The sequence below is a fragment of the Kitasatospora sp. LaBMicrA B282 genome, assembly GCF_050325825.1.
Taxonomy (GTDB): Bacteria; Actinomycetota; Actinomycetes; order Streptomycetales; family Streptomycetaceae; genus Kitasatospora.
In genome coordinates this window covers 1-21430 of the sequence record NZ_JBNQTI010000160.1, presented here as the reverse complement: position 1 = coordinate 21430, position 21430 = coordinate 1, and the positions used below count along the sequence as shown (strand labels likewise).

Annotated in this window: 15 protein-coding genes and 1 pseudogene; 14 read left to right on the top strand and 2 right to left on the bottom strand. The window is 74.7% G+C overall.

Annotated elements, in window-relative coordinates:
- Positions 1-155 precede the first annotated feature (155 nt).
- The 14 genes from ACQRUO_RS31595 to ACQRUO_RS31530 all read left to right on the top strand — a co-directional run bounded on the left by ACQRUO_RS31595 (position 156) and on the right by ACQRUO_RS31530 (position 17478).
- Complete coding sequence (locus ACQRUO_RS31595) at positions 156-1028, top strand: NAD(P)-dependent oxidoreductase (RefSeq protein ID WP_428319545.1); 873 nt, start codon at positions 156-158, stop codon at positions 1026-1028.
- On the top strand, positions 1025-2323 hold the full coding sequence (locus ACQRUO_RS31590) for an ATP-grasp domain-containing protein (protein WP_428319544.1): 1299 nt from the start codon (positions 1025-1027) through the stop codon (positions 2321-2323). Before ACQRUO_RS31595 ends, ACQRUO_RS31590 begins: the two co-directional genes overlap by 4 nt.
- Before the next feature lie 8 nt (positions 2324-2331).
- Positions 2332-3957, top strand: coding sequence for an amino acid adenylation domain-containing protein (locus ACQRUO_RS31585; protein ID WP_428319543.1), 1626 nt, complete (start codon positions 2332-2334; stop codon positions 3955-3957).
- Positions 3944-5362: a citrate/2-methylcitrate synthase gene (locus ACQRUO_RS31580; RefSeq protein ID WP_428319542.1), complete on the top strand. Its 1419-nt coding sequence runs from the start codon at positions 3944-3946 to the stop codon at positions 5360-5362. Before ACQRUO_RS31585 ends, ACQRUO_RS31580 begins: the two co-directional genes overlap by 14 nt.
- Positions 5359-7917: an aconitate hydratase AcnA gene (gene acnA / locus ACQRUO_RS31575; RefSeq protein WP_428319541.1), complete on the top strand. Its 2559-nt coding sequence runs from the start codon at positions 5359-5361 to the stop codon at positions 7915-7917. The genes ACQRUO_RS31580 and acnA overlap by 4 nt, the downstream gene beginning before the upstream one ends.
- A complete protein-coding gene (locus tag ACQRUO_RS31570; RefSeq protein ID WP_428319540.1) occupies positions 7914-9293 on the top strand; it encodes a DUF6025 family protein in 1380 nt (459 codons plus the stop codon). Before acnA ends, ACQRUO_RS31570 begins: the two co-directional genes overlap by 4 nt.
- Positions 9290-10294 (top strand): mandelate racemase/muconate lactonizing enzyme family protein, encoded by a 1005-nt coding sequence (locus ACQRUO_RS31565; protein WP_428319539.1) that lies wholly within the window; start codon positions 9290-9292, stop codon positions 10292-10294. Before ACQRUO_RS31570 ends, ACQRUO_RS31565 begins: the two co-directional genes overlap by 4 nt.
- Positions 10295-10296: 2 nt before the next feature.
- On the top strand, positions 10297-11256 hold the full coding sequence (locus tag ACQRUO_RS31560; protein WP_428319538.1) for a D-2-hydroxyacid dehydrogenase family protein: 960 nt from the start codon (positions 10297-10299) through the stop codon (positions 11254-11256).
- A 99-nt stretch (positions 11257-11355) separates the two neighbouring features.
- Complete coding sequence (locus ACQRUO_RS31555; protein WP_428319537.1) at positions 11356-12705, top strand: LLM class flavin-dependent oxidoreductase; 1350 nt, start codon at positions 11356-11358, stop codon at positions 12703-12705.
- On the top strand, positions 12702-13190 hold the full coding sequence (locus tag ACQRUO_RS31550; protein ID WP_428319536.1) for a flavin reductase family protein: 489 nt from the start codon (positions 12702-12704) through the stop codon (positions 13188-13190). Before ACQRUO_RS31555 ends, ACQRUO_RS31550 begins: the two co-directional genes overlap by 4 nt.
- Before the next feature lie 2 nt (positions 13191-13192).
- On the top strand, positions 13193-14425 hold the full coding sequence (locus tag ACQRUO_RS31545; protein ID WP_428319535.1) for an ATP-grasp domain-containing protein: 1233 nt from the start codon (positions 13193-13195) through the stop codon (positions 14423-14425).
- A gap of 19 nt (positions 14426-14444) precedes the next feature.
- Positions 14445-15041, top strand: coding sequence for a pyridoxamine 5'-phosphate oxidase family protein (locus ACQRUO_RS31540; protein ID WP_428319534.1), 597 nt, complete (start codon positions 14445-14447; stop codon positions 15039-15041).
- Between the two features lie 26 nt (positions 15042-15067).
- Entirely contained in the window at positions 15068-16321 is a 1254-nt protein-coding gene (locus ACQRUO_RS31535; protein ID WP_428319533.1) for an ATP-grasp domain-containing protein, read from the top strand.
- Positions 16321-17478, top strand: coding sequence for a ketopantoate reductase family protein (locus ACQRUO_RS31530; RefSeq protein WP_428319532.1), 1158 nt, complete (start codon positions 16321-16323; stop codon positions 17476-17478). The genes ACQRUO_RS31535 and ACQRUO_RS31530 overlap by 1 nt, the downstream gene beginning before the upstream one ends.
- Before the next feature lie 55 nt (positions 17479-17533).
- Here the strand turns inward: ACQRUO_RS31530 and ACQRUO_RS31525 are convergent, their stop codons facing one another.
- Both ACQRUO_RS31525 and ACQRUO_RS31520 read right to left on the bottom strand, forming a co-directional pair.
- A complete protein-coding gene (locus ACQRUO_RS31525) occupies positions 17534-20641 on the bottom strand; it encodes an AfsR/SARP family transcriptional regulator (RefSeq protein WP_428319531.1) in 3108 nt (1035 codons plus the stop codon).
- Positions 20642-21027: 386 nt separating this feature from the next.
- Positions 21028-21430, bottom strand: a pseudogene (locus ACQRUO_RS31520) (hypothetical protein); the annotation flags it as partial.

The following is a 21430-nucleotide window of genomic DNA, read 5'->3' as shown; positions in this document are numbered from 1 at the left end:
CTGGCCGGCGGCGCCCGACCGGCCGCCCCGGCGACCGGCGGCGCCCGGGTCCCCACCCCGGCGGGCGACGGCGCCCGACGGCCCGCACCGGCAACCGAACTGACGACCTGATGAACCTGAACGGCCTGATGAACGTGAACGGAGGGACCCCAACCATGCGAATCGGATTCGCCGGACTCGGGACCATGGGCGGCGGGATGTGCCGCCGCCTGGCCGAGGCGGGCTTCGAGGTGACGGCCTTCGACCTGGACGCCGCGGCCGCCGAGCGGGTGGCCGCCGGGGCCGGCGTCACCGCCGTCGCCCGGCCCGCGGAGCTGGCCGCGCCGGTCGTGGTCACCATGCTGCCGGACGGTGCCGCCGTGCGGGCGGTCGCCGAGCAGCTGCTGGAGCACCTGGAGCCGGGCGCGGTGCTGGTCGACACCGGCTCCAGCGACCCCGGCGACACCCGCGAGCTGCGCGAACTGGCCGCGCGGTACGGGGTGCACGTGGTGGACGCGCCGGTCTCGGGCAGCCCGGCGGCGGCCCGCGCCGGTGAGCTGACCCTGATGGCGGCCGGCGACGCGGCGGCGCTCGACCTGGCCGAACCGGTGCTCGCCGCGCTCGGCCGGGTGTACCGGGTCGGCCCGTCCGGCGCCGGCCACGCGCTGAAGGCGCTGAACAACCTGCTCTCCTCGATCAGCCTGGCGGCGACCGCCGAAGTGCTGCTCGCCGGACGGGCGTTCGGGCTGGCGCCGGAACTGATGCTGGAGGTGATCAACGCCTCGACCGGCCGCAATCACGCGGCCGAGACCAAGCTCCCGGCCCACGTGCTGACCGGCACCTTCGACTCGGGCTTCGCGCTGCGGCTGATGCTCAAGGACCTGCGGATCGCCGCGCGGCTGCTGGACGAGGCCGGCGGCCCCGCCGACCTGAGCCGGGCCTGCCGCGGGATCTGGGAGGAGGCCCACGCGAAGCTGCCGGACGGCGCCGACAACGTCGAGGTGGTCCGGTGGCTGGAGGCCGAGGCGGGACGGGAGCTGCGGGCATGACCGGGAGCGAAGGAAGCGGCGGCGCCCCGCGGATCGCCGTCATCGGCGGCACCCCCGCCACGCTGCGCAAGGTGTGCGCGGCGGGCTTCGAGGTGGTCTGGCTGCACGGGCCGCAGGAGCTCGACACCGCCGGCCTCGAGCACGTGGCGGAGGCCCATCTGACGGACTACCGGGAGCCCGCCGCCATCGCCGAGCTGCTCGCCACCGTGCACCGGCGGCGCCCGCTGGTCCGGGTGGTCTCGATGATCGAGGACGGCCTGGAGTCGGCCGCGGCGGCCACCACCGAGCTCGGCCTGCCCGGCAACGGGCTGGACCTGGTGCGGGTGCTCCAGGACAAGCTGGCCTTCCGCACCCTGCTCGCCGAGCGCGGCATCGACGCCGTCGCGGCCCGGCTCGGACACACCGCCGCCGACATCCGCGCCTTCGTCGCCGAGCACGGCCCGGCCGTGATCAAGCCGCGCTACGGCTCCGGCAGCCTCGGGGTGCGGCTGGTCCCGGACCTCGCCGCCGCCGACGAGGCGGGCGCCTGGGCCGCCGGCTTCGGCCTGCACTCGTTCCTGATCGAGCAGTACCTGTCGGGCACCGAGATCAGCGTGGAGACCTTCAGCTTCGCCGGCCGGCACGTGGTGCTCGCCTTCACCGCCAAGGAGAAGCTCGCCTCCTTCGTCGAGGTCGGACACAGCCAGCCCGCCGGGCTGGACCCGGGCACCTCCCGCCGGGTCGAGGAGCTGGTGTCCGCGATGCTCGACGCGGTCGGCCTGACCGACGGGCCCGCGCACACCGAGGTGATCCTCACCGAGCAGGGGCCCCGGCTGGTCGAGTCGCACAGCCGGCGCGGCGGCGACCGGATCGTGGACCTGGTCCACCAGGTCTACGGGATCGACACCGACGCGCTGGCCTTCCTCTGGTACGCCGGGCGCACCGCGCCGGTCGAACCGGGCGCGCCGACCTGCGGTGCCGCGATCCGCTTCCTGACCGCCGAACCGGGCGTCGTCGAGGCGGTCGACGGCCTGGCCGAGGTGCTCGCCGACCCGGACGTGGTCGACGCCGCCGTCACCGTCGGCCCGGGCGACACCGTGCTGCCCATCGCCTGGTCCTACGACCGCTGCGGCCTGGTGCTGACCCGCGGCCGGGACGGCGCGGACGCGGTCGAGCGGGCGAGCGCGCTCGCGGCCCGGATCGCGATCCGCACCCGGCCCGCCGCCGACCGGCCGCCGGCCCGCACCCTCGCCACCATCGCCGCCCGACCCGACCGGCTCGTCGGGGCGGCACCGACCCCGAACCACGACAGGTGAGTTCCGCCATGACCGTGATGACCACCCGCACCCTGGCCCGCAGCCTCGGATCCGGCTTCTTCGCGCACGCCGCGGCCTGCCCCGACGACATCGCGCTGACCATCGGTCCGCGCCACTACAGTTACGCCGAACTCGACCGCACCGCCCGCGGCTGGGCCGCCCGGCTGCACCAGGCGGTCGGTCACCGCCCGCGCCGGGTGGGCGTCTTCGCCCACCGCAGCGAGACGTCCTACCTGGGCGTGCTGGCCGCGCTGGCGGCCGGTGCCGCGTTCGTGCCGTTGAACCGGAAGTTCCCGCTGCACCGCACCCGTGGCATGCTGGCGCGCGCCGAGCTCGACGCGGTCATCGTGGACGCCGGCTCGCTGCCCCAACTGGCCGACGTGCTGGCCGGCCTGGAGCGGGTCCCGGTGGTCCTGACCGAGGCCGACCTGACCGAGGCCGACCCGGCCGGCGCCGAGCCGCTCACCGAACTGCCCGAGACCTCCCCCGAGGACCTGGCCTACCTGCTCTTCACCTCCGGCAGCACCGGCACGCCCAAGGGGGTCCCGGTCACCCACGGCAACGTCCGCGCCTTCCTGGACGCCGCCCAGCAGCGCTACGGGCTGACCCCGCAGGACCGGCTGACCCAGACCTTCGACCAGACCTTCGACCTGTCGGTCTTCGACCTGTTCATGGCCTGGGAGCACGGCGCCCGGGTCTGCGCGATGGACGCCATGGAACTCCTCGCGCCGTTCACCTACCTCACCCGCAACGGCATCACTGTCTGGTTCTCGGTGCCGTCGGTGGGCACCGTGCTGGCCAAGCGGAACGCGCTGACGCCCGGCCGGATGCCCACCCTGCGCTGGAGCCTGTTCTGCGGCGAGGCGCTGCCCCGGGAGCTCGCCGAGGCCTGGCAGGCGGCCGCGCCCGACTCGGTGGTGGAGAACCTCTACGGTCCGACCGAGCTCACCATCGCCTGCGCGGCGCACCGCTGGGACCCGGAGACCAGCCCGTCGCAGTGCGTCCACGACAACGTCCCGATCGGCGAGCTCTTCCCCGGGCTGCACCCGCTGGTGGTGGACGAGGACCTGGTGCCGGTGCCCGAGGGCGCCACCGGAGAGCTGTGCGTCGCCGGGCCGCAGACCACCCCGGGCTACTGGCAGGCGCCCGAGCTGACCGCGCAGCGCTACGTCGAGCACGGCGGCCGGACCTACTACCGGACCGGTGACCTGGTCCGGCGTCAGGACGGCGCGCTGGTCTACCTCGGCCGCAACGACCAGCAGGTGAAGGTGGGCGGCTACCGGGTGGAGCTCGGTGAGATCGAGGCGGTGCTGCGCCGCAGCGGCTGCGCCGAGGCCGTCTGCCTCACCTGGCCCGACCCGGGGACGATCACGGCCGTCGTCTCGGGCACCGACGACCCCACCGCCGCGGCCGACCGGGCGGCCGAGCAGCTGCCGGCCTACATGGTGCCGCGGTCCGTGCACCTCATCGACGAGATGCCGGTGAACGGCAACGGCAAGGTCGACCGCAACGCGCTGCGCGGCTGGCTCGACGACCGCGCGAAGAACGTGACCGACCAGCTCGACACGGACCGGCTCGACAACGACAGGCTCGACACCGCCCGATTCACCGGAGGCACCCGTGCACACCGCTGACCAGCTCATCGCCCGCACCCTCGGCATCGACGTCGAGGCCGTGACCGCGGACCTGGAGTACCAGTCCGTGCGGGAGTGGGACTCGCTCGGCCACGTCGCGCTGATGGTGGCGCTCGAGAACGCCCACGGCGTGCACATCGACGACGACCTGATGCTCACCCTGCGTTCGGTCGCGGCGATCCGGGCCTTCGTCGACGGGGACCGGGTGGACGACGCACCCGCCCCGGTACCGGAGCGCGTACCCGCCGCGGCGCCGGTACCGGGCGCCGTCCCGACGCTGACCGTCCACCGCGGGCTGGACGGCGTGGTGCTGGACCACACCGCGATCACCCGGATCGACGGCGCCGAGGGCGTCCTGGAGTACCGCGGCTACAGCATCCACGACCTGGCCCGGCGGGCGAGCTTCGAGGAGGTCGCCCACCTGCTGGTCGAGGGCGAACTGCCGGACCCGGGCACCCTGGAGGTGTTCGGCAAGGAGCTGGCCGCCCGCCGCGAACTGCCCGGGCCGGTGCTGGACCTGGTGCGCTCGCTCGCCGGCGCCCACCCGATGGACGCGCTGCGCACCTGCGTCTCCGCGCTCGGGGCGCTCCGGACGCCGGCCGACCGCTCCCGGGACGAGAGCCTGGCGGAGGCCCGCGAGGTCGGGCTCTCGCTCATCGCCCAGGTCCCGATGATCGTGGCGGCCCACCACGCGGTGCGCAGCGGTCGCGAGCCGATCGTGCCGCCGGCCGGCCTCCCGTACGCGGAGGCCTTCCTGACGGCGCTGCTGGGCGAGGCCCCGACGCCGGCCGCGGTGCGGTTCGTCGACAAGGGCTTCATCGTGCACGCGGACCACAGCTCGAACGCCTCCACGGTGGCCGCCCGGGTCGCGGTCGGCTGCCGGGCCGGGATGAACTCCGCGGTCACCGCGGCGCTGGCCGCCTTCGCCGGCTCGGTGCACGGCGGGGCCGCCGAACGCGCCGTGCAGGTCGTCGACGAGGTCGGCGCACCGGAGCACGCCGAGCGGTACGTCGCCGAGCGTTTCGGCAGCGACCAGCCGGTGATGGGCTTCGGCCACCGGGTCTACCGGACCGAGGACCCGCGGGTGCGCCACCTGCGGGAGACGGTGGTCGAGCTGAGCCAGGAGCGGGGCGACCCGCGGGGCCTGGCGATCCTCGACGCGGTGGCCGCCGCGATGCGGCCGTACGGGCGGCACGGCCTGGCGCCCAACGTCGACCTCTACGCGGGTCTGGCCTACCGGCTGCTCGGCCTGCCGGACGACCTCGCCATCGCGCTGTTCGCGATCGGCCGCACCGCCGGCTGGGTGGCCCAGGCGCTGGAGCAGCAGGCGAACAACGTGCTGATCCGCCCGCTGCTGGACTACACCGGCCCGATCTCGCGCCCGTACCCGGGAGCCGCCGCATGAGCGCCGACACGCTGACCACCGAGGCACCGGGCGGGGCCCGGCCCGCACCCGCGGTCGACCTGCCGGCCTTCGCCGAGCGGGCCGGGATCGCGCTGGACGCCGTCCCGTACAGCGGACGGGTGCTGGCCGAGTCGCTGCTGCGGGCCGGCGCCGACGAGCAGGCCGCCCTGCTGCTCGGGCGGCTGGCCGAGGGCCGCGACCCGGACCTGGAGCTGGCCTTCCGGCCGGCCCGGATCCTGGTGCAGGACTACACCGGGATCCCGCTGTTGACCGACCTCGCCGCGCTGCGCGACCAGGTCCGCGAGCCGCGCCGGGTGAACCTCGGACTGCCGGTCGACGTGGTGGTCGACCACTCGGTGCAGGCCGACTGGACCGGCCGCCCCGACGCCCGGGCCCGCAACGAGGCCCGGGAGCTGAGCCGCAACGGGGAGCGCTACGCCTTCCTGCGCTGGGCCGAGCAGGCCTTCGACGGGCTGCGGGTGATCCCGCCCGGCCAGGGCATCGTCCACCAGGTCAACCTGGAACAGCTGGCCACCGTGGTGGCCGAGGACCGGGACGGGCGGCTGATCCCCGACACCGTCATCGGCACCGACAGCCACACCACCATGGTCAACGGCATGGGCGTGCTGGGCTGGGGCGTCGGCGGGCTGGAGGCCGAGGCGCTGATGCTCGGGCTGGCCCACCCGATCCGGATCCCCGAGGTGGTCGGGGTCCGGCTCACCGGGTCCGTCCCGGCCGGCACCACCACCGCCGACATCGCGCTCACCCTGACCCGGCTGCTGCGCGAGCGGAACGTGCGCGGCCTCATGCTGGAGTTCACCGGCCCCGGCATCGAGGTGCTCTCGGTCGCCGACCGCTGCACCATCGCCAACATGGCGCCCGAGTACGGCGCGATGACCGCGTTCTTCCCGGTCGACCGGCAGACCCTGGACTACCTGCGGGGCACCGGCCGGACCGAGCAGCAGGTGGCCCGGGTCGCCGGGTACTGCCACCGCCAGCGGCTGCTGCGCGAGGGAGGCGAGCCGCGGTTCGGCCGGGTGATCGACTTCGACCTCGCCGCGGTCCGCCCCAGCCTGGCCGGCCCGAGCCGGCCCGACCAGCACCTCGAGCTGGCCGAGCTGCCCGACTCGTTCGCCGCCGTGCCGACCGGCGCACCGGTGCGCAGCGGCCCGTACCGGGACGGCGACCTGGCGATCGCCGCGATCACCTCCTGCACCCACACCTCCAACCCGCAGGCCATGCTGGCCGCCGGCCTGCTGGCCCGCCGGGCGGTGGCGCGCGGCCTGACCGTGCCGCCGCACGTCAAGACCAGCCTGTCGCCCGGCTCCCAGGCGGTCACCCGCTACCTGGAGCGGTCCGGCCTGCTCGCCGACCTGGAGCGGCTCGGCTTCCACGTCGCCGGCTACGGCTGCATGACCTGCAACGGCGGCAGCGGCCCGCTGCACGCCGGGCTCGCCGAGGCCGTCGAGCGCGACGGCCTGACGGCCTGCGCGGTGCTCAGCGGCAACCGCAACTTCGAGGCGCGGGTGCACGCCCAGGTCCGCGCCGCCTACCTGGGCTCCCCGGCGCTGGTCGTGGCGCTCGCGCTGGTCGGCCACGTGCGGATCGACCTGACCCGCGAGCCGCTCGGCACCGACCCGGCCGGCGTGCCGGTCCGGCTCGCCGACCTCTGGCCGAGCACCGAGGAACTGCTGGAACTGGAACGCGAGTTCGTCACCGCCGACGCCTTCGGCCCGGGGTCGGGTCCGGCCGCGGGCTGGGCCGACCTCCCGGTGCCCGGCGGCGAGGTCTTCGCCTGGGACGAGGCCTCGACCTACGTCCGGCCGCCGGCCTACGTCGGCCCGGCCGCGCCGCTCCCGGCGGCGCTGCACGGCGCCCGGGCGCTGGTGCTGCTCGGCGACGACGTCAGCACCGACCACATCTCACCGGTCGGCTCGATCCCCGCGGACTCCCCGGCCGGTCGCCACCTGTGCGCCCGGGGCGCGGCCGAGCTCAACTCCTACGGCTCGCGCCGCGGCAACCACGAGGTGATGGCCCGGGCCACCTTCAGCAACCCGCGGCTGCGCAACCAGCTGGTCGGCGGGGCCGGCGGCGGCACCACCCGGCACCTGCCGAGCGGCGAGCGGATGCCGGTGTTCGACGCCGCCGAGCGTTACGCACGGACCGGCACCCCGCTGCTGGTGCTGGCCGGCCGGAACTACGGCACCGGATCCTCCCGCGACTGGGCGGCGAAGGGGCCGCGGCTGCTGGGCGTGCGGGCGGTGCTCGCCGAGAGCTACGAGCGGATCCACCGGGCGAACCTCTGCGCGATGGGGATCCTGCCGCTGCTGCTGCCCGAGGGGCGGTCCTGCGCGGACCTCGGGCTCACCGGCCTGGAGGAGTTCGAGCTGGCCCTGGACGAGGTCGAGGCCACCGGGCGGGTGCGGGTCACCGCCGACGGGACCGTCTTCACCGCCCGCGCCGACGTCCGGTCGGCCGGCGAGTGGCAGGTGCTGCGCTCCGGCGGCACCCTGCCCTACCTGCTGGAGCGGTTGCGGGCGGAGGAGGCGCGGTGAGCACCCTGATCCTCGACGAACTCGGCCTGGCGGCCGAGGCCGCCGGACTCGCGGACCGCAGCCGCACCCTCACCCCGGTGCACCTCGGCACCCGGGACGTCCCGATCGGCACGGTGCTGGACGTGATCGGGCGCCACGAGGGCCTGCTGCCGCCGCGCACCGGCCACCTCGGCAACTGGGCGGACATCGCCCAGGGCCGGGCCGGCGCGATGGACTTCAACACGGCGATCTGCGGCGGCGGCCACGGCTACCCGCTGATCTACGGCTTCACCCGCACCGAGGCCGACACCGAGGGCGGCGACGAGGTCTACCGGCCCGGCTCGCTGATCGAGGCGGGCCAGGCCCGGGAACTGCCGCTGCACACCTGGGACGGGCGGCGCTTCGTGCGCCGCGACCGCAGCCAGCCGCTGTTCTGCCCGCTGGTGCGGACCGAGCAGGACGGGGAGCCGACCGCGCTGGTCACCGTCCACTGGCAGCGGATGCTGCGGATCCCCGGCTACCGGTTCAGGAACTGGGCGCACTCCCTGGTGGACAACGCGCCGCTGCTGCTCGACATGCTCTGCGTGCTGCTGCAGGACGCGACCGCCGGGAAGTACCCCGAGCGGGCGCTGTCCGAGCTGATCAGCCACGCCGCCCACCTGGACGGCCGGGTCGGCCGGTCGGGGCCGGTGCGCGACGGCGCGGGCTACCTGCTGGACGGGTTCCGCTACGACTCGCCGCGGGCGCTGGCCGAGGCCGTGCTGCTCTCGCTGCGCGCCCTGACCGAGCCCGACCGGTTCTTCGCCGACATCGGCGCCATGCCGACCGTCCTGCCGGTGCCCTCGCTGCTGCTGACCAACATGCTCTTCGCGGTCTTCGGCGACCACCGGCCCGAGGAGCGGGGCATCCCCGACGAGGGCCCGTTCATCACCCACCTGCACTGGGGCGCCCGGGCGATGGCCGGCTGCCCGCCGCGCCGCAGCGGCTACTTCGCGCGCCGCTCCCGGCTGCGCCCGATGCGCGACATCATGGGCTCGCTGGTGCGCAACTTCCCCGAGGCCAAGCCGATCTGCTTCGTGCTGATGCCGGCCCAGGTGTTCATGCTCTGCCCGCCCGGCTCCTCCTTCGGCGACCTGGACCAGCTGGCCGCCGTGATCAAGGCGGTCCGGGCCGCCGACCCGCAGCGGGCCCACGAGGTCGCGCTGCACGAAGTGGCGAGCCGCGCCGAGGAGTTCTCCGGGTACCTGCGCTCCAGGTTCCGGCCCGAGGCGGGCGTGCCGCGGGACGGCGAGGCGCGCGAGGCCGACCTGCCGGTCGAACCGGAGGGCTTCCGCGAGCTGACCTTCGCCCAGGCCTGTGCCGTGGTCGCGGCGTTCGAGGAGGTGTGCGGCGGATGAGGATGACCCACGAAGCCGTCGCCATCCCGTTCACCGAGCCGTTCGCCAGCAACCGCGGCGTCGCGAACGAGGTGCGGCAGAGCGTGGTCCGGCTCTCCTGGCAGGGGCTGACCGGCCTCGGGGCGGCGCTGGCCGTCGACCCCGGCGAACTCGACGCCTGCGCACCGCTGCTGGCCGACGCCTCGCCGTTCGCCCGGCGGGACGCGCTGGCCCGGCTGGCCGCCGCGGGGGCGCGCCCGGCGGTGCTCGCCGGCGTCGACCTGGCCCTGCACGACCTGCTCGGCAAGGCGACGGACCGTCCGCTGCACCAACTGCTCGGCCTGGCCGGCGCTCCGCTGCCGCCCACCGCGCTCTCGCTGGGCGCCTGCTCGGACCAGGAACTGGCCCGGCGCGGCGCCGCCTGCCGGGACTGGCCGATCCTCAAGCTGAAGCTGACGGCGGCCGACGACGGCCGCCGGGTCGGCTTCCTGCGCCGGGTCTACCCGGGCCGGATCTGGGTCGACGGCAACGGCTCCTGGGAGCCCGGGCAGGCGCTGAAGGTCGCCGAGGAGCTGGCCCGGCACGGCGTGGAACTGCTGGAGCAGCCGGTGCCCGCCGGCGACGTCGAGGCGCTGCGCACGGTCCACCGGCACTCTCCGGTCCCGGTCTTCGCCGACGAGGACTGCACCGGGCCGGCCGACCTGGCGCGGCTGGCCGGCGCGGTGACCGGGATCAACATCAAGCTCACCAAGTGCGGGGGGCTGCAGCCCGCGCTCGACATGATCACGCTGGCCCGCGCCGCCGGCCTGCGGATCATGCTCGGCTGCAAGAACGAGAGCACCCTCGGCGTCACCGCCATGGCCCAACTCGCGCCGCTCGCCGACCACCTGGACCTGGACGGACCGCTCCACCTGCGGGACGACCCGTTCCGCGGCATCGAGATCGACCGTGGCAGCATCACCCTGCCACCGGGCCCCGGCCTCGGCGTCACTCCCACCAGCACTCGCACGGAGAAGAACTGACCATGGCTCTGCGCTGCGCCCTCCTGGACGACTTCCAGCACGCCGCCCTCGACCACGCCGACTGGTCGCCGATCGCCGACCAGGTGGAACTCGTCCCGTTCCGGGATCACTTCGGCTCCGAGGAGGAACTCGCCACCGCACTGGCGGACTTCGACATCGTGATCACCCTGCGCGAGCGGGTGGCCTTCCCGGCCTCGCTCTTCGAGCGGCTGCCCAGGTTGCGCCTGCTGGTCGCCTCGGGCATGCGCAACTCGGTGATCGACCTCGCCGCCGCCGAGCGGCACGGCGTCACCGTGTGCGGCACGGCGAGTTCCTCGCAGCCCCCGGTCGAGCTGACCTTCGCGCTGCTGCTGGGCCTGGCCCGGCAGCTGGTCCCGGAGAACGCGGCGCTGCGGGCGGGCGGCCCCTGGCAGGGCAGCGTCGGCACCGACCTGCACGGCCGCTGCCTCGGCCTGCTCGGCCTCGGCCAGATCGGCACCCGGGTGGCCCGGATCGCGCTCGCCTTCGGCATGCGGGTGGTGGCCTGGAGCCCGAACCTCACCGCGGAGCGCGCCGCGGCGGCCGGCGTGGAGCTCGCCGGCTCCAAGGAGGAGCTGCTGGCCGCGGCCGACTTCGTGTCGATCCACCTCAAGCTCGGCGAGCGCAGCCGCGGCCTGCTGGGCGCGGCCGAACTGGCCCTGCTGAAGCCCACCGCCTACCTGGTCAACACCTCCCGGGCGGCCATCGTCGACCAGGACGCGCTGCTCGCCGCGCTGCACGAGGGCGCGATCGCGGGCGCCGGCCTCGACGTCTTCGACCTGGAACCGCTGCCCGCCGACCACCCGCTGCGCTCGGCCCCGCGGCTGCTCGCCACCCCGCACCTCGGCTACGTCACGCACGACAACTACCGCACCTACTACGGCCAGGCGGTCGAGGACATCCAGGCCTTCCTGGCCGGTGCGCCGGTCCGCCGGCTGTCCTGACCCCCGGCCCTCGACCCCGGCCCTCGAACCCGGCCCCCGACGGCGGCTCTCGACCCCCGACGCCGGCCCTCGACCCCGACCCGATCGGAGCGAACCACCGTGACCAGCACCCGTCGCACGATGAAGCTCGGTGCCTTCCTGCCCGCCCCCGGCCACCACGTCGCCGCCTGGCGGCACCCCCGGTCCCGACCGGAGGGCGGCCTGGACTTCGACTACTACCGCTCCCTGGTGCAGACCGCCGAACGCGGCCTGTTCGACATGGTCTTCCTGTCCGACGGCGCGGGCGTGCGCACCCACTACAAGGACGCCGACGAGCTCAGCCGCCAGGGCCGGATGGTCCACTTCGAGCCGCTGACCCTGCTCTCCGCGCTCGCCGTGCACACCAAGCACATCGGTCTCACCGCGACCGCGTCCACCACCTACAACGAGCCCTTCCACATCGCCCGCAAGTTCGCCTCGCTGGACCACCTCAGCCACGGCCGCGCGGGCTGGAACGTGGTCACCTCGGCCACCGACGCGGAGGCCCGCAACTTCAACCTGGAGCAGCAGCCCGACCACGCCGCCCGCTACCACCGGGCCCGCGAGTTCATGGAGGTGGTCACCGGCCTGTGGGACAGCTGGGAGGACGACGCGTTCCTCTACGACAAGGCGTCCGGGCGCTTCTTCGACCCCGCCAAGCTGCACGTCCTCGGCCACCGGGGCGAGCACTTCGCGGTCCGCGGCCCGCTCAACGTGGCCCGGCCGCCGCAGGGCCACCCGGTCATCGTCCAGGCCGGCTCCTCGGCCGACGGGCAGGACTTCGCCGCGCAGTGGGCGGAGGTGGTCTTCACCGTGCAGCAGACCCTGGACCAGGCGCAGACCTACCGCCGCGGGCTGCGCAAGCAGGTCGAGGACCACGGGCGCGACCCCGACGGCCTCAAGGTGATGCCCGGCGCCTTCCTGGTGCTCGGCCGCACCCAGGCCGAGGCGGAGGACCGGTTCGCCGAACTCCAGGACCTGGTCGACCCGGTGCTCGGGATGAGCCTGCTCACCGCGCAGCTCGGCGACGTCGACCTGTCCGGCCACGACCTGGACGGCCCGCTGCCCGAGCTGCCGGAGACCGGCGGCAGCATCGGCAAGCAGCAGGTGATCTACCAGCAGGCCAGGAGCCAGGGGCTGACGATCCGCCAGGTCTACCAGTCGGTCTCGGCCGGCCGCGGCCACCACCGGCTGGTGGGCACCGCCGAGTCGATCGCCGACCAGCTGGAGGACTGGTTCGTCAACGAGGGCGCCGACGGCTTCAACATCATGCCCGACTGCCTGCCCGACGGCCTGGACCAGATCGTCACCCTGCTGGTGCCCGAGCTGCAGCGGCGCGGCCTGATGCGCACCGCGTACCAGGGCAGCACGCTGCGCGAGAACCTCGGCCTGGCCCGCCCGGCCCACCGCGCGACGGTGGTGGCCCGGTGAGCGTCGACGCCCTGGACCTGCGCTCCGCCCTGCGCTCGCACGCGGCCGGGATCGTGGTGCTCACCGCGCCCGGACCGGTCGGCGTGACGATCACCTCCTTCACCTCGGTCAGCGCCGCTCCCGCCCTGGTCTCCTTCGCGCTGGCCGACACCTCCAGCACCTGGCAGCAGGTCCGGCAGAGCGACTGGTTCGGCATCCAGGTCCTCAGCGCGGAGCAGCAGGACCTGGCCCGGCTGTTCGCCACCTCCGGCGCCGACCGGTTCGGCCCGGCCACCCGCTGGCACCTCGGGCCGCACGGCGTGCCGCTGCTGGACGACTGCCTGAGCTGGCTGGTCTGCGCCAGGCAGGACACCCTCACCCTGGGCGACCACCACGTCGTCGTCGCCGCCGTGGAGCAGGCCCGCACGGGCGCGCCCGGCGACAGCCTGGTCCACCTGCACGGCGCCATGCAGCCGGTGCCCCACCCCCTTCTCGTCAGGAGCTGACCATGCCCACCACCCTGGTGCTCTCCCGCCAGCCGCTCGCCTCCCGCCCGCTCCAGGAGTGGGTGGACGACCCGGCCGACAGCGTCGTGCTGTTCACCACCGAGCAGGCGGTGGCCGGCGCCGAGGACGAGCTCGCCAAGTACTTCCCGCGCCACCACCTGGTGGCCGACTACCACTCCTGGACCGCCGAGGCCGCCGCCGAGCAGGCCGCCCGGGCGTTCGGGGTGGACCGGATCGCCTGCACCAGCGAGCACGACGTGCTGCGCGCGGCCCGGCTGCGCGCCCGGCTCGGCCTGCCCGGCCAGCAGCCGGCCTCCGCGGCCGCCTACCGCGACAAGGTGCTGATGAAGCAGCTGGCCGAGCAGGCCGGTCTGGCGGTCCCGGCCTTCGCCGCCGTCGACGACCCGCTGGACCTGCTGGACTTCGTGGACGCGGTCGGCTTCCCGGTGGTGGTCAAGCCGCGCTCCGGCTGCGGCTCGGTGGGCGTGCACGTGCTGCGCGACCGCGAGGGCCTGGAGCACTTCCTGGCCGGGGAGCCGGAGTCGGCGCTGCCGTTCCTGCCCGGACTGTGGATGGCCGAGTCCTTCGTGACGGGCGAGCTCTGCCACGTGGACGGCGTGATGGCGGACGGGCGGATCGTGCACGCCTGGCCCGGGCAGTACAGCAGCGGGGTCGCCGAGTACCTGGCCGCGGACACCTTCATCTCCAGCGTGCTGCTCGCGGCGGAGGACCCGCGCCGGGCCGTGCTGATGGCGTTCGCGGCCGAGCTGATCGCCGCGCTGCCCGCCGCGCCCGATCCGATCGCCTTCCACCTGGAGGCGTGGATCTGCCCCGACGGCCGCGTGGTGCTCTGCGAGATCGCCAGCCGGGCCGGCGGTGCCCTGATCGCCGAGACCTACGAGCGGGCCTTCGGTGTCCACCTCGCCCGCGAGGGCCTGCGACTGCAGTGCGGCAGCGAGCCGACGATCGGCGGGCAGCCGGCCGAGCTCGAACGGCCGAACGGCTGGCTGATGATCCCGCCGGGGTTCGGCCGCTTCACCCCGCCCGCCGAGCGGTGCCCGGTCCCCGGAGTCGACCTCACGGTGCAGCTGGCGGCCGGTGCGGTCGGCCACGGCGTGGGCAAGGCGTCCAACACCGCGGCCCGGGCGCTGGTCAGCGGGGCCACCGCCGACGAGGTGCGCCGGCGCATCGACGAGGTGGTGGCGTGGTGGCAGCGGAACGCGAGCTGGAGCTGACCGGAGGAGGGTTGAGTCGATGGGACAGCTCTACGAGGAACTGACGCCCCGGCTGAGGGAGTTCATCGCCCGGTCCCCGATGTACTTCGTGGCCACCGCACCCCTGGCGGCGAGCGGCCGGGTCAACCTCTCGCCCAAGGGCGGCATGGACACCTTCACCGTGCTGGACGGCACCACGGTGGCCTACCTCGACCTGATCGGCTCCGGCGCCGAGACCATCGCCCACCTGCGGGAGAACCGCCGGATCACGCTGATGTTCTGCTCGTTCACCCGGCAGCCGAAGATCCTGCGGCTGTACGGCGAGGGGGAGTGCGTCTTCCCCGACGACCCGCGCTGGGACGGGCTGATCGGACGGTTCGGCAGCCATCCGATCCCGCGGTCCGTGATCGTGGTGGACGTCCGCCGGATCGCCGACTCGTGCGGCTTCACCGTGCCGGAGATGAGCCTGATCAGGGAGCGCGACCTGCAGGACAAGTGGGGCGAGAACAAGACGCAGCACCAGCTGGAGGAGTACATGGTGACGAAGAACAGCCGCAGCATCGACGGCCTGCCGGCCCGGCCCCCGCGCGAGGAGCCGGTCCGGTCCGGCGCCGGCCCGGCGGAGGTGCAGCGATGACACCCCCGACATCCCTGACGCCCCTGATGCCCCCGACATCCCTGACGCCCCCGACAGCCCCGGCGCCCGCGACCACCCGGCACGCCCTCGCGCTGGTCGACAGCGACTACGCCGACACCCCCTACGACACCTGGGCGGCCGCCACCGGCACCCGGCTGACCCTGCTGGTCTCCGCCGAGAAGTACCCGCAGTACGCGCACCTGCCCGAGGCCCGGCCGATCGACGGCTACCACGAGGGCGGCGAACTCGAGCGCGCGGCGCTGGAGTCGGTGGGCGGCGGACGCCCGTCCGCGGTCGTCGCCCGGGCCGAGGGGGACGTGCTGCGGGCCGCCCGGCTGCGCGAACTGCTCGGCCTGTCCGGCCAGCGCTGGGAGAGCGCCCGGGCGTTCCGCGACAAGGTGCTGATGAAGACCATCCTGCGCGAACACGGCGTGCCGGTACCGGCGTTCGCGCCCGTGCGGGTCGCCTTCGACCTGTTCGGCTTCGTCGCGGAGCACGGCTACCCGGTGGTGGTGAAGCCGGCCTACGGCGCCGGCTCCAGCGGGACGCACATCCTGCGCGGCCAAGCCGACCTCGACGCGCTGCTGGCCGAGGGCCTGCCGGAGGACGCCGAGGTGGAGCGCTTCGTCGAGGGGCAGATGTACGTCGTCGACGGACTGGCCGTGCAGGGCCGGCCGGTCGCCGCGTTCTCCTCGGTCTACCTCAACGGCGGCTGCCTCGCCTTCCGCGGCGGCGACCACATGGGAGTCGCCCAGCTCACCCGGGACGACCCGCTGGTGCCGCGGCTGACCGCGTACGCGGCCCAGGTGCTGGCGGCGCTGCCGACCCCCGAGTGCACCACCTTCCACCTGGAGGTCTTCCACACGCCCGACGACCGCCTGGTGATCTGCGAGGTGGGCAGCCGGACCGGGGGCGGCCTCACCCAGGCGGCGATCCGCGCCTGCGCCGGCTTCGACCTGGACGAGCGGTGGTTCGCCGGCCAACTGGGCGAGCGGGTCGCCCCCGCGGAGGTGCTGCAGGGCGTGGAGCCGGGACATGCCTTCGGCTGGGTCGTCTTCTACCCCGAGAAGGGCCGGCTCGCCGCCCTGCCCGGGGAGCCGCCGGCCTTCGTGGCCGAGCAGCGGGTGCACGGCACGGTCGGCCGGTCCTACCAGGGCGGCGAGAAGTCCGGGAAGTACCTGTGCGGCTATGTGGTCACCGGGCGGGACACCGACGAAGTCGCCAAGCACACCGAAGAGTTGGCCGCGTGGTACGCGGACCGGATCCGTTGGGAGAAGTGATGGACAGGCGGTACGTGGTGATCGGCGCCGGCGCGATCGGCGGGGTGGTCGGCGCGCGGCTGCACCGGGCCGGGCACCGGGTGGTCCTGGTGGCGCGCGGCGACCAGCGCGCCGCGCTGCGGCAGCACGGGCTGACCGTGCACGGCCCGGCCGCGAGCGAGACGGTGCGGATCCCGGTGGTGGCCGGCCCGGAGGAGCTCGAGCTGCGCGACGGCGACGTGCTGCTGCTGGCCGTCAAGACCCAGGACAGCGCGGCCGCGCTGGCCGCTTGGGCCGGCCGCCCGGTCGCCGCGGGCGGCCGGGCCGCCGACCGGCTGCCGCTGGTCTGCCTGCAGAACGGCGTGGAGAACGAGCGGCTGGCCCTGCGGCACTTCCGGCAGGTGTACGGCGCCATGGTCGTGCTGCCGGCCGAGTTCCTCACCCCGGGCCAGGTCCGCACCTGGTGCGGACCGCGGACCGGAGCACTGGTGCTGGGCCGCTACCCGGGCGGCGCCGACCGGACCGCCCGCGACATCGCCGCGGACCTGAACGGGTCCGACTTCCGCGTCCTGGTCGACGAGGACGTGCTGCGCTGGAAGTACGGCAAGCTGGTCGGCAACCTGGCCAACGCCGTCGACGCGCTCTGCGGTCGCCGGCCCGGGGCCGAGGCCGCCGACCTGGCCGCCCGGGCCAAGGCCGAGGCCGTCGCGGTGCTGGACCGCTCGGGCATCGGGTACGCCGCGGCCGCCGAGCTGGCCGAGCTGCGCCGCGGCGTGGTCGAGGAGCCGCCGGCCGCCGCCGGGCCCGGCTCGACCTGGCAGAGCCTCAAGCGCGGCGGCTCCGCCGAGGTGGACTACCTGAACGGGGAGATCGTCCTGCTCGGGCGGGCCTGCGGCGTGCCCACGCCGGTGAACGAGGCGCTCCAGGCGCTGGTGAACCGGTGGGCGCGGGAGCGCCGCGAGCCCGGCAGCCTGGCCCCGGCGGAGCTCGCCCGGCTGATCGAGTCCGAGCTGATCGAGCCCGAGCTGATCGAGCCCGAGCTGATCGGGTCCGAGCTGATCGGGTCCGAGCTGATCGGGTCCGAGCTGCTCGGGTCCGAGGCGATCCGGTCCGAGCCGGCGGGAACCGAGCAGACCGGCTCCGCGGCGGCGCCCGCCGAGCAGGTCGGTGCGCGGTAACGCCGCGCCCGGCGGGGCCGTCCTCAGCAGCGCCGCCCGGCGCACCGGGCCGCCGTCAGCAGGGCTCCGGCTGCTCGACGGCGGTCCGACCGGCCCCGGACCGCAGCGCCGCCCCGGGATCGACCTCGGCCAGCAGCTCCTCGGCCCGCTCCAACCAGGTCTTCGAGCCGAGCTCGGCGAAGAGCGCGCGGGAGGCCTCCAGGTGCCCGGCGGTCAGCGCGTAGTCGGCCCGCTGCAGCGCGATCTCGGCCAGCGCGTAACGCGACCGGGCCTCGACGGCCCGCTCGCCGACCTGCCGCGACAGGTTCAGCGTGCGGGTCAGCGTGTCCACCGCGCTGTCCAGCCGCCCCTCCCGCTGCCGCACCGTGCCCAACCCGTAGAGCGCGTACGCCTCGCCGATCCGGTCGCCGCCGGCCCGCACGATCCGCAGCACCTCCTGCAGCGCCTCCTTGGCCAGGTCGGTCTGGTCGGTGGAGAGGTGCAACTCGGCGAAACGCTGGAGCACCTGGGCCTCCACCCGCACGCAGTTCTCCTCCCGGGAGATCACCAGCGCCTGCTCCAACATGGTGCGGGCCCGCTCGGTGCTGCCCGCCGTCATCCACCAGCCGGCCAGGCTGCGCAGGATGTGGGCCTCGCCGATCCGGTCGCCGACCAGCCGCATCACGGCCAGTGCCTCGTCGTACTTCTCCCGCATCGCCCGGTCGTCACCGCGCACGCCGTCCAGGAAGGCGTCGTTGCGCAGCACCAGCGCCCGCCCGTGGTCGTGCCCGGTCGACTCGAAGAGCTCCCGGGCGCGGGCGAAGTGCTCCTGGGCCTGCTCCGACCGGGTCTGGAACATGTGCAGGGTGCCCAGCGAGTAGAGCATCGCGGCCTGGCCGACCGGGTTGCCGGCCCGCACCGCCGCCTCGTGCGCCAGCCGGGAGGTCACCTCCCAGTCGTCGAAGTGCCCCTTGGACTCGAAGAGCGTGACCGAGGTGAGGGCCAGGTCCCAGCACAGCTCGTCCAGCCCGGCCGCGGCGGCCTGCCGGACGGCCGTCACCAGGGCCAGCCGCTCGGAGCTCCACCAGTCCACGCCGTCACCGGCCGCCTCCGGGCCCGCGGACCGCGGCGGCCGCCAGCGTTCGGCGGTGCCGTGGATGATGGTGTAGTCGCCGCCGTACTCCCGCCGGTGGGCGTCCTCCGCCAGCGCCAGCCAGCCGCCCAGCATCCGGGCCAGCGCGGCGTCGCGCTCCGCCGCCGTCTCGGTCACCAGCAGTTCCTCGTGCGCGTAGGCGCGGACCAGGTCGTGGAACCGGTACCGCGGCCCCGGTGAGTTCGGGTACTGGACGATGTCCATCACCTGGGCCTCGACCAGCACGTCGAGGATGTCCTCGGCGGTGCACGGGTCGGTGTCGAGCAGCGCGGCGGCGATCCAGGCCGGCGAGTCGGGCAGCTGGACCAGGGAGAACAGCCGGAACAGCCGCTGCGCCGAGGCGGGCAGCGCGCGGTAGGTGAGGCTGATCGTGGAACGCAGCTCGAGACCGTGGTGGCTGAGCTCGTCCAGGCGCTGGCGCTCGTCGCGCAGCCGCCGCACCAGGCGTTCGATCGGCCAGTGGGTGTGCGAGGCCAGCCGGGCGCCGGCGATCCGCAGGGCCAGCGGCAGCCCGTCGCACAGGTTCACCAGCTCGACGGCGGTGTCCAGCTCCGCCTGGACCCGCTGCCGGCCGATGATGCCGGAGAGCAGGTCGAGCGAGTTGGACATGTCGAAGACGTCGACGTCGACCCGGTGGATGCCCGGCACGTGGGCCAGTCGGACCCGGCTGGTCGCGATCACCGCGCAGGTCGCCGAGCCCGGCAGCAGCGGCGTCACCTGGTCCGCGCCGGTCACGCCGTCGAGGACGACCAGGACGCGGCGGTCGGCCAGCCGGCTGCGGTACATCTCGGCCCGCTCCTGCGGGTCGTCCGGGATCGCCTTCGCCGGCACGCCGACCGCCCGCAGGAACCGGGCGAGCAGCGTCCCGGTGCGGCTGTCGGCGTCGCCGGTGCCCTCGGCGGCCAGGGTGTGCAGGTCGGCGTAGAGGTGGCCGTCGGGGAAGTGCGCGCCCGCCTCGTGGGCGGCCCGGACGGCCAGCGCCGACTTGCCGACCCCGCCCGGCCCGCAGATGTTGACGATCGGCACCGCGTAGCCCGGGGCCTGCGCGTCGGCGGCCGGCACGATCAGCTGCTTGATCTGGTCGAGCTGGCTCCGCCGACCGATGAAGTCACTGATGCTCGCCGGTAGTTGACGTGGAGTCAGGAGGAAGTCGGAGTCCGCGGGGGCGGCTGCGGGCAGTGGTGCGGCCGGCTCGGCGGGACCGGGGGCCGGGTGTGCGGCGGTGCTGGTGGCGCGCCCGCGGTGTCCGTCGGGGCTGCCGGGGCCGCCGGGGCCGGCGGGGAGGTCGAGGGTGGGGGACTGGTTCAGGATCGCCTGCTCCAGCTCCCGCAGCTCCTGGCCGGGCTCGATGCCGATCTCCTCGACCAGGGCCCGGCGCGCCCGCTGGAAGGCCTCCAGCGAGTCGGCCTGCCGGCCCGAGCGGTACAGGGCCAGCATCAGCTGCCCGTACAGCCGCTCCCGGAGCGGGTACTGGTCGGTCAACGCGGTCAGTTCGGCACCGAGTTCGCCGTGCCGGCCGAGCAGCAGATCGAGCCGGACCCGCTCCTCCAGCACGGTCAGCCGCCGGTCGTTGAGGTGGATCGCCGCCCGCTGCGCCAGGTCGCTGGGCACCCCGTCCAGTGCCGGGCCGCGCCACAGCGACAGCGCGCTGCGCAGGGTCGCCGCCGCCAGTTCGGTCCGTCCCGCGGCGCCCTGCTCCCGGGCCGCCACCACCAGCCGCTCGAACTCCAGGCTGTCCACGCTGCCCGGCTCCAGCTCCAGCGCGTAGCCCGGGTAGCGGGTGGTGATCGCCTCCGGGTGCCCGGCCTGCGCTAACCGCTTGCGCAGGATCGAGATCGCCACCTGGATCTGTCCGCGCGCCGTCGTGGGCGGCGCATCCCCCCACACGGCGTCGATCAGTTGCTCGGTGGAGGTGGTCTGGTTGACGTTGAGCCCGAGCATCGCCAGGACCACGCGCTGTCGTGGTCCACCGAGGTCCAGCGGGTGCTCCTCGTGAACCAGGTCGACCGGCCCCAGCAGCCTCAGCAGCATGCATCCTCCCCCGTGAAGCAAAGGCGCTCCGTGCTCGATGGACGTCGTGTGTGCGACGTCCATCGGCTTCGCCTGCAGACTCTACAACCGCCGCTTAAACCGGACGGTAGGGGTGGCGCGCTTATTTCCGCACGCCGCGGATTGCCGCCGTTTTCCGCCGTGGTGCCTTTCTGCACAGCGATGGGCACCGTAGGTGACAACGGTGCTTTGTGTGCGTCCGGGGACGGACGATTGTGTGCCTCCGGGGCCGGGCGTTCGTATGCGTCCTTGGCCCTGCGGGTGGCGCCCCGGAATCGTGGTCCGGCCCGCGGCGGCGCGGATCCGGAAATGCCTCGGGCCGGCCGCTCGACGTGCGCCGTCCCGCCCGATTCAGCGGGCCGCCGGACTCACGGGGTGACCGGGGCCTGGAGGGTGACCATGCCGAGGACGCCGAACTCGAGCTTCACGGTGAGCGACTGACCGGCCGGGGGCAGCGGGGCGCCCTGGAGCAGGACGCGCGGGCCCTGGGCGCCGAAGGTGGTGGTGCTGCCGGGCTTGAGCAGCACGCCGGCCTGGGTGACCCCGGCGCCCGGGGCGGTCGGGTCCTGGACGGTGGCCTGGCCGCCGCCGGCCGGGAGCACCAGGGCCAGGTGCTCGGGGACGCTGCCGCTGTTGTGCACCGTCATGGTCAGCTCGCCGCCGCCCGCGGCCGCCGGGTGGACCCGGGCGTCGGTGATCTGCACGCTGACGCCGTTGGCGGACTCGCTCAGCTCGCCGGGCCCGCCGGCGCTCGGCGCCGCCGGGCCGCCG

Coding starts and splice junctions, on each gene's coding strand:
- ACQRUO_RS31595 (WP_428319545.1), top strand. CDS start 156: ATGCGAATCGGATTCGCCGGACTCGGGACCATGGGCGGCGGGATGTGC.
- ACQRUO_RS31590 (WP_428319544.1), top strand. CDS start 1,025: ATGACCGGGAGCGAAGGAAGCGGCGGCGCCCCGCGGATCGCCGTCATC.
- ACQRUO_RS31585 (WP_428319543.1), top strand. CDS start 2,332: ATGACCGTGATGACCACCCGCACCCTGGCCCGCAGCCTCGGATCCGGC.
- acnA (WP_428319541.1), top strand. CDS start 5,359: ATGAGCGCCGACACGCTGACCACCGAGGCACCGGGCGGGGCCCGGCCC.
- ACQRUO_RS31565 (WP_428319539.1), top strand. CDS start 9,290: ATGAGGATGACCCACGAAGCCGTCGCCATCCCGTTCACCGAGCCGTTC.
- ACQRUO_RS31560 (WP_428319538.1), top strand. CDS start 10,297: ATGGCTCTGCGCTGCGCCCTCCTGGACGACTTCCAGCACGCCGCCCTC.
- ACQRUO_RS31545 (WP_428319535.1), top strand. CDS start 13,193: ATGCCCACCACCCTGGTGCTCTCCCGCCAGCCGCTCGCCTCCCGCCCG.
- ACQRUO_RS31540 (WP_428319534.1), top strand. CDS start 14,445: ATGGGACAGCTCTACGAGGAACTGACGCCCCGGCTGAGGGAGTTCATC.
- ACQRUO_RS31535 (WP_428319533.1), top strand. CDS start 15,068: ATGCCCCCGACATCCCTGACGCCCCCGACAGCCCCGGCGCCCGCGACC.
- ACQRUO_RS31530 (WP_428319532.1), top strand. CDS start 16,321: ATGGACAGGCGGTACGTGGTGATCGGCGCCGGCGCGATCGGCGGGGTG.
- ACQRUO_RS31525 (WP_428319531.1), bottom strand. CDS start 20,641: ATGCTGCTGAGGCTGCTGGGGCCGGTCGACCTGGTTCACGAGGAGCAC.